Annotated in this window: 9 protein-coding genes; 3 read left to right on the top strand and 6 right to left on the bottom strand. The window is 50.2% G+C overall.

Annotation, left to right across the window (positions count from 1 at the left end; translation table 11 throughout):
• Positions 1 to 300 precede the first annotated feature (300 nt).
• On the top strand, positions 301 to 855 hold the full coding sequence (locus tag OGX97_RS12670) for a gamma carbonic anhydrase family protein (protein WP_125363756.1): 555 nt from the start codon (positions 301 to 303) through the stop codon (positions 853 to 855).
• Here OGX97_RS12670 and OGX97_RS12665 read toward each other — a convergent pair.
• The 6 genes from OGX97_RS12665 to dprA are packed head-to-tail and all read right to left on the bottom strand — an operon-like array spanning position 831 to position 4,623.
• Positions 831 to 1,088, bottom strand: coding sequence for a DUF1488 domain-containing protein (locus OGX97_RS12665; protein ID WP_008786281.1), 258 nt, complete (start codon positions 1,086 to 1,088; stop codon positions 831 to 833). The genes OGX97_RS12670 and OGX97_RS12665 overlap by 25 nt on opposite strands.
• Positions 1,085 to 1,906: a shikimate dehydrogenase gene (gene aroE, locus OGX97_RS12660; protein WP_235126432.1), complete on the bottom strand. Its 822-nt coding sequence runs from the start codon at positions 1,904 to 1,906 to the stop codon at positions 1,085 to 1,087. Before aroE ends, OGX97_RS12665 begins: the two co-directional genes overlap by 4 nt.
• A 1-nt stretch (position 1,907) precedes the next feature.
• Complete coding sequence (tsaC, locus tag OGX97_RS12655; RefSeq protein WP_008786283.1) at positions 1,908 to 2,480, bottom strand: L-threonylcarbamoyladenylate synthase type 1 TsaC; 573 nt, start codon at positions 2,478 to 2,480, stop codon at positions 1,908 to 1,910.
• 4 nt (positions 2,481 to 2,484) lie between these two features.
• Complete coding sequence (locus OGX97_RS12650) at positions 2,485 to 3,027, bottom strand: DNA topoisomerase family protein (protein WP_008786284.1); 543 nt, start codon at positions 3,025 to 3,027, stop codon at positions 2,485 to 2,487.
• Positions 3,028 to 3,053: 26 nt separating this feature from the next.
• On the bottom strand, positions 3,054 to 3,527 hold the full coding sequence (gene smg, locus OGX97_RS12645; RefSeq protein WP_003031162.1) for a DUF494 family protein Smg: 474 nt from the start codon (positions 3,525 to 3,527) through the stop codon (positions 3,054 to 3,056).
• The gene (dprA, locus tag OGX97_RS12640; RefSeq protein ID WP_125363754.1) at positions 3,499 to 4,623 is read right to left on the bottom strand and encodes a DNA-protecting protein DprA; all 1,125 of its coding nucleotides are present in this window, start codon (positions 4,621 to 4,623) and stop codon (positions 3,499 to 3,501) included. Before dprA ends, smg begins: the two co-directional genes overlap by 29 nt.
• Positions 4,624 to 4,752: 129 nt before the next feature.
• On the opposite strand from dprA, the gene def reads away from it, so the two are divergent.
• Complete coding sequence (def, locus tag OGX97_RS12635) at positions 4,753 to 5,262, top strand: peptide deformylase (protein WP_003828283.1); 510 nt, start codon at positions 4,753 to 4,755, stop codon at positions 5,260 to 5,262.
• Positions 5,263 to 5,276: 14 nt separating this feature from the next.
• Positions 5,277 to 6,224, top strand: a complete 948-nt coding sequence (fmt, locus tag OGX97_RS12630) for a methionyl-tRNA formyltransferase (protein ID WP_008786286.1) — start codon at positions 5,277 to 5,279, stop codon at positions 6,222 to 6,224.
• Positions 6,225 to 6,247: the final 23 nt, after the last annotated feature.

Below are 6,247 nucleotides of genomic sequence, written 5' to 3'. Positions count from 1 at the left end.
AGGTGGCGTATATTACGCTTTCCTCTTTCAGAGTCAACCCTCATTTTCAGGTTTTTCTCTTCAACCGAACCGGCTGTTTGCGTGAAGTGACTCACATCCGCCGTGTCGATGGAGGCGCATTATAGGGATCCCATTTTTTAGCACAAGTATTTTTTGGATCTTTTTTTCTGAATGCTTGTTTTTCACTCCTTTCGCTACATTCCTGCGCAATTTGGCTGATTTTTGATAGCTAAACCACTTGCACAGTCTCAATAATCCAACCAAAGTCTTCATTACTGCTCTATTTTCGTTGAGGTAAACATGTCTGATGTACTGCGTCCTTATAAGGATCTTTTCCCACAGATCGGAAATCGCGTGATGATCGACACCAGCAGTGTCGTCATTGGTGATGCCCGTTTGGCTGATGATGTCGGAATTTGGCCACTGGTTGCCATTCGTGGCGACGTTAACTATGTGCAAATTGGTGCCCGTACAAACATTCAGGACGGCAGCGTTCTCCATGTCACACATAAATCCACGTCTAATCCGCAGGGTAATCCATTGATCGTGGGTGAGGATGTAACGGTCGGCCATAAGGTCATGCTACACGGCTGTATCATTGGCAACCGCGTATTAGTCGGCATGGGTTCGATTCTGCTGGATGGCGTGGTAGTAGAAGACGACGTTATGATTGGGGCTGGGAGCCTGGTTCCCCAAAACAAACGCCTGGAAAGCGGGTATCTGTACCTGGGAAGCCCGGTTAAACAAATCCGTCCATTAAGCGATGAAGAGAAAGCAGGCTTACTATATTCAGCTAACAACTATGTTAAGTGGAAAGATGAATATTTAAGTCAGAGTAACCACACCCAACCTTGAGCATCTTCCTGCTGGGCCTGGATCAATCCTTCAGCTTCTTCTTCCAGATCCCAGCGATGCTGTTGAAAGATTTCTAACCACTGTTCAGGCGTGTCGCCGCCAAAGCGGGACGCCAGCATCTCTCCAGATATGGCACATGTTAACTGCATACCATGAACCATCGCCGGAAACACAACGGCGTTGACATCCGTGCGCCATTCTTCTCGATCGGGAAACTGGATCGCCTGATTCATGCCGACAATTCCTGCTGCATGCTTTTAATGACGGATTCAATCTGCGGCAAAACCCCATGCCAGAGTAAAACGGCGTGCGCTGCTTGCCCCACCAGCATACCCAGGCCATCAGCATATTGTTTCGCCCCATGTTCGGCACACCAGGAGAGGAACGGTGTATCTCCTTTCTGATAAAACATGTCATAACAATAGACAGATGAGTGAATAAGAGATGTCGGAATAGCCGGGATCTCACCGCTAATTCCGCTGGATGTCGCGTTAATAATTAGATCAAAACTGTAATTATCAAGCTCGTCCATTCCTACCGCCTGTACGCTGCCGGTATGGGAGAAGATTTGTGCCAGTTCTTCAGCGCGCGAAGCGGTACGGTTAACAATAGTCACCGCACAATCCATAGAAAGAAGAGGTAATAAAACTCCACGGGATGCACCACCCGCACCAATCAACAGAACTCGCGATCCGGGACGAATAAAAGATAAACGCTCAAGATCGCTCAACAAGCCGATACCATCCGTGTTGTCTCCCAGTAAACGTCCATCCTCCAGCCGTTTAAGGGTATTGACGGCTCCAGCAAGCGATGCCCGCTCCGTTAGTTCATCGGCACGTGCAAATGCCTCTTCTTTAAAAGGCACGGTGACATTTGCCCCCTTCCCGCCCTCAGCAAAAAAAGCGTTCAGCGTATTCACAAAATCATTGATAGGCGCCAGTACACGCCCATAGGAGTGATCAATCTTCAGCTGCTCTGCAAATTGCTGATGAATAAAGGGCGATTTACTGTGCGCTATCGGATTACCAAAAACAGCATAGGCTTCTTTCATATTACCCCTGTCGAAACTGTTCACCTGTCAGAGCATCACGGATCTCCGAAGGATTCAAACGCCCCCCGGTCTCCCCTTCAACCACGGGAAAGTCTGTACCGAACTGTGCGCGAACTTCCTCTACCGTTCTGCAAGGCGGTAAGCCACTCAAATTAGCACTGGTAGAAACTAACGGTTTGCCATAAGCCTGGCACAACGCAACCACCAGCGGGTGATCGGTGACGCGAACAGCCAGAGAATCAAAGCGCCCGGTCAACCAGCGTGGCGTTGTCGCAAGCGCTGGGAAAACGAAGGTAACAGGACCAGGCCAACGGGCGAAAACAGCGTCACGTTGAGCATCGGTGAGCATGCTATCGTCGATATATGGTTTAAGTTGTTCAAAGTTTGACGCGATTAAAATTAACCCTTTATCGACCGGACGTTGTTTTAGCGCCAACAAACGGGTTACAGCCGTTTCGCTATCGGGGTCGCAGCCGACACCAAATACAGCTTCAGTTGGATAGGCGATGACTTTTTCTTGTTTCAGAACCGCTATCGCCGCAGCGATAGCGTCTGTGGGCAGGCTATTATTCACTTTTTTATTCCGCCGAAATCGGCTTTCCACATTGTTTACTGGCACAGAAATGCTTCACACCCTGCGCGGTTTTCTTTTCGATGAGAAGCGGATAATGACACTCAGGACATTCTCCGGCTAACGGTTTGAAGTTAATGACAAACTGGCACTCCGGATAGCGATCGCAGGAGTAAAAGGTTTTGCCATAACGGGAACGCCGCTGGACAAGATGACCAGTCTGGCATTGAGGACAGACTATTGCTGTTTCATCAGGCTTGTCGATGAGCTCGGTGTGATCGCACGCAGGATAGTCACTGCATCCAATAAACATACCGAATCGTCCCTGTCTCAGCACCAGCTCAGCGCCACATGCAGGACAAAGCTTACCCTCCAGAACTTTGACAACATGTCCGTCCGCGGAAGATTTCAGCGGACGGATGTAATCGCATTCTGGATAGTGTGAACAACCGAGAAACGGACCGTGTTTCCCGGAACGAATAACCAGTTCAGCCCCGCATTGTGGGCAGGGCTCGTTTTTACGCACCGTGAACAGTGCTGATTTAGCCATAACAACTCATACTGAATGAAGATTGATTAATGCAGCATACCTTCATTCACTTCAAAGAGTAATTCTTCCATTTGCTGATAGGCATTTTCACAACCTGGAATGTTGAATAGCACCATCAGAATCACCCACTTCAGGTCTTCCAGATCGAACTCTGCCGTATCTAGCGCGAGTACGCGCTCAATAACCATTTCTCGCGTTTCGAGGTTTAGCACCTGAATCTGCTCCAGGAATAGCAGGAATCCTCTACAGCTTGCATCCAGTCGATCGCACTCTTCCGCAGTATAAATACGTATAGAAAGAGGGTCCGATGCCAGCTGCATAGGTTCAGCAAGGCCATCCTGATAGTCAGCAAGCTTCTCCAGCCAAAGTAACGCGTTGTAAATGTCTTCACGATCAAAACCAGCGTCGGTAAGATCCCGTTCCAGTTTGTCCTGATCCACACGCAGCTCAGCTTCGTTATGGATATATGTCTCAAACAAATACATTAGTACGTCGAACATGGCATGCCCTCCTCAATCGGACATAGCCGCCGGGTACAGCTGCGATCCACCCTGCTAACTCCAGTTCGAGCAGTTGAGCCACTACCTCTGGCACAGGTTGGCCGGCACGTTCAGCGACGACGTCAACAGGTGTTACCTCATCTCCTACGTTAGCCAGGAGCTCCGGAAATGGCAATGCCACCTCTTCGTGATCTGGCGAATAAATTGATTTTTCAGGTTCATCTGGCAACCATTGCAGCCCATATTGCAAATTTTCAAGAATTTCCTCTGGTGTCGTCACAAGCATGGCTCCCTGCTGAATAAGCCAATGCGGGCCTTCACTTCCCGGGCTCCCAATCGGCCCAGGTAAAGCAAACACCTCTCGCCCTTGTTCAATTGCACAGCGAGCAGTAACCAGCGACCCGCTACGCTGTGCAGCTTCGACAACCAGTACACCTTTACTTAGACCACTGATAATGCGATTTCGTCGGGGAAAATTACGCGGCAAAGGGAGCATATCTAATGGGAACTCAGACACCAGTGCGCCCCCAGCCTCAATAAGTCGCTCCGCAAGACGGATATGCTGCCGTGGATGAATGGTCTCAAGTCCATTTCCCAGCACCGCAATACTTGTGCCTTGTCGGTTTATCGCAGCATTGTGCGCCACGCCATCAATCCCCCGGGCCAGACCGCTGGTGATCGTCACCCCATATGCAGCAAGCTTTTCACAAAACAACCGTCCCCAGCGTTCGCCATACCATGAATGTTGTCGACTACCGACAACGGCAACTTGAAATGAGTGGAGGCATGCGGGAGCTCCTGCAACAAAAAGCACCCCAGGATAATCCTCAATCGCACGGAGCTGTGGCGGATAATGCTCGCTGTCGGCAACCACAAAATGGTGGTTAGGCTGTTCAAGCCAGCGCAGCGTTTTTTCCAGCGTCAGATCTGAAAAGGTTAAAAAGCGTCTTGCCTGGCGTGGAGAGAATCCTGCCTGCAAGAGTACCGCGTTGTTAATGCACGGTTGAGTATTGAGCCAGTGAGCAACGCGCACTATCTCATCACCATACAGTTCATTCACTTGCGCTAAACGTAGCCAAATTTCGATTTGGGTCATCCCTGTTCCCCTGCCACAAGCAGTCCTGGCAATCTTTGCGATTGGTCACTGATGCTGTCAATCAGAGGGGGTTTTGTCTAGAATAGAGGTAATAATCTTTTCAACTCCTGAACTCAACTCTGGATAACTATGTCAGTTTTGCAAGTGTTACATATTCCGGACGAGCGCCTTCGCAAAGTCGCAAAACCGGTTGAAGAAGTGAATGCAGAAATTCAGCGTATCGTTGATGATATGTTCGAAACGATGTACGCCGAAGAAGGTATCGGTCTGGCAGCAACACAGGTCGATATTCATCAGCGCATCATTGTTATTGATGTCTCTGAAAATCGCGATGAGCAGTTGGTACTCATTAACCCAGAACTGCTGGAAAAAGACGGCGAAACCGGCATTGAAGAAGGCTGTCTGTCTATTCCTGAACAGCGTGCGTTAGTACCGCGTGCAGAGAAAGTAAAAATTCGTGCGCTCGATCGCGACGGCAAATCTTTTGAACTGGAAGCCGATGGCCTGCTCGCTATCTGCATTCAACATGAAATGGATCACCTGGTCGGTAAACTATTTATCGATTATCTGTCTCCGTTGAAGCAACAACGCATTCGTCAGAAAGTTGAAAAACTCGACCGCCTGAACGCCCGAGCTTAAGGACAAGGATCAACGTGTCAGACTCACTACGTATTATTTTTGCGGGTACACCTGACTTTGCAGCGCGTCATCTCGACGCGCTGCTGTCTTCTGGACATAACGTCGTTGGCGTGTTTACCCAACCGGACCGCCCGGCGGGACGCGGTAAAAAGCTGATGCCCAGCCCGGTAAAAGTGCTGGCAGAAGAAAAAGGGATACCGGTCTTTCAACCCGTCTCTCTTCGCCCTCAGGAAAACCAGCAACTGGTTGCTGATTTACACGCAGACGTGATGGTGGTGGTGGCATATGGCCTGATCCTGCCAAAAGCCGTACTGGAAATGCCGCGCCTGGGTTGTATCAACGTTCACGGTTCCCTGCTTCCGCGCTGGCGGGGTGCAGCACCGATCCAGCGCTCACTGTGGGCAGGCGACGCCGAAACCGGTGTTACCATCATGCAGATGGATGTTGGCCTCGACACCGGTGATATGCTGCTGAAACTGTCCTGCCCAATTACGGCAGAAGATACCAGCGGTTCGTTATATGACAAGCTGGCAGACCTGGGGCCTCAGGGGCTGATTGAAACGCTAAAACAGCTGGCTGCCGGTACAATAAAACCGGTGGTACAAGACGAATCACTGGTTACGCATGCAGAAAAACTCAGCAAAGAAGAGGCCCGTATCGACTGGTCGCTTTCGGCTGTTCAATTGGAACGCTGCATCCGCGCCTTTAACCCGTGGCCAATGAGCTGGCTTGAAATCGATGGTCAGCCAGTGAAAGTCTGGCAAGCTTCGGTTATTGCTGTAAACACCCAGGCCGAGCCAGGCACCATTCTAGAGGCGACAAAGCAGGGTATCCAGGTCGCAACAGGCGACGGCATTCTGAATCTTATCTCTTTGCAGCCTGCCGGTAAAAAAGCCATGAGCGCGCAGGATCTGCTTAATTCGCGCCGGGAGTGGTTCGTGCCCGGAAACCGTCTGGCCTGACGGTTCATCTCTTTAAGCCCGGT

This window comes from Citrobacter sp. Cpo061 (assembly GCF_030332845.1).
Lineage (GTDB): Bacteria > Pseudomonadota > Gammaproteobacteria > Enterobacterales > Enterobacteriaceae > Citrobacter > Citrobacter portucalensis.
The sequence above is the reverse complement of the archived record's forward strand: the minus strand, read 5'-3'. Positions and strand labels throughout refer to the sequence as shown.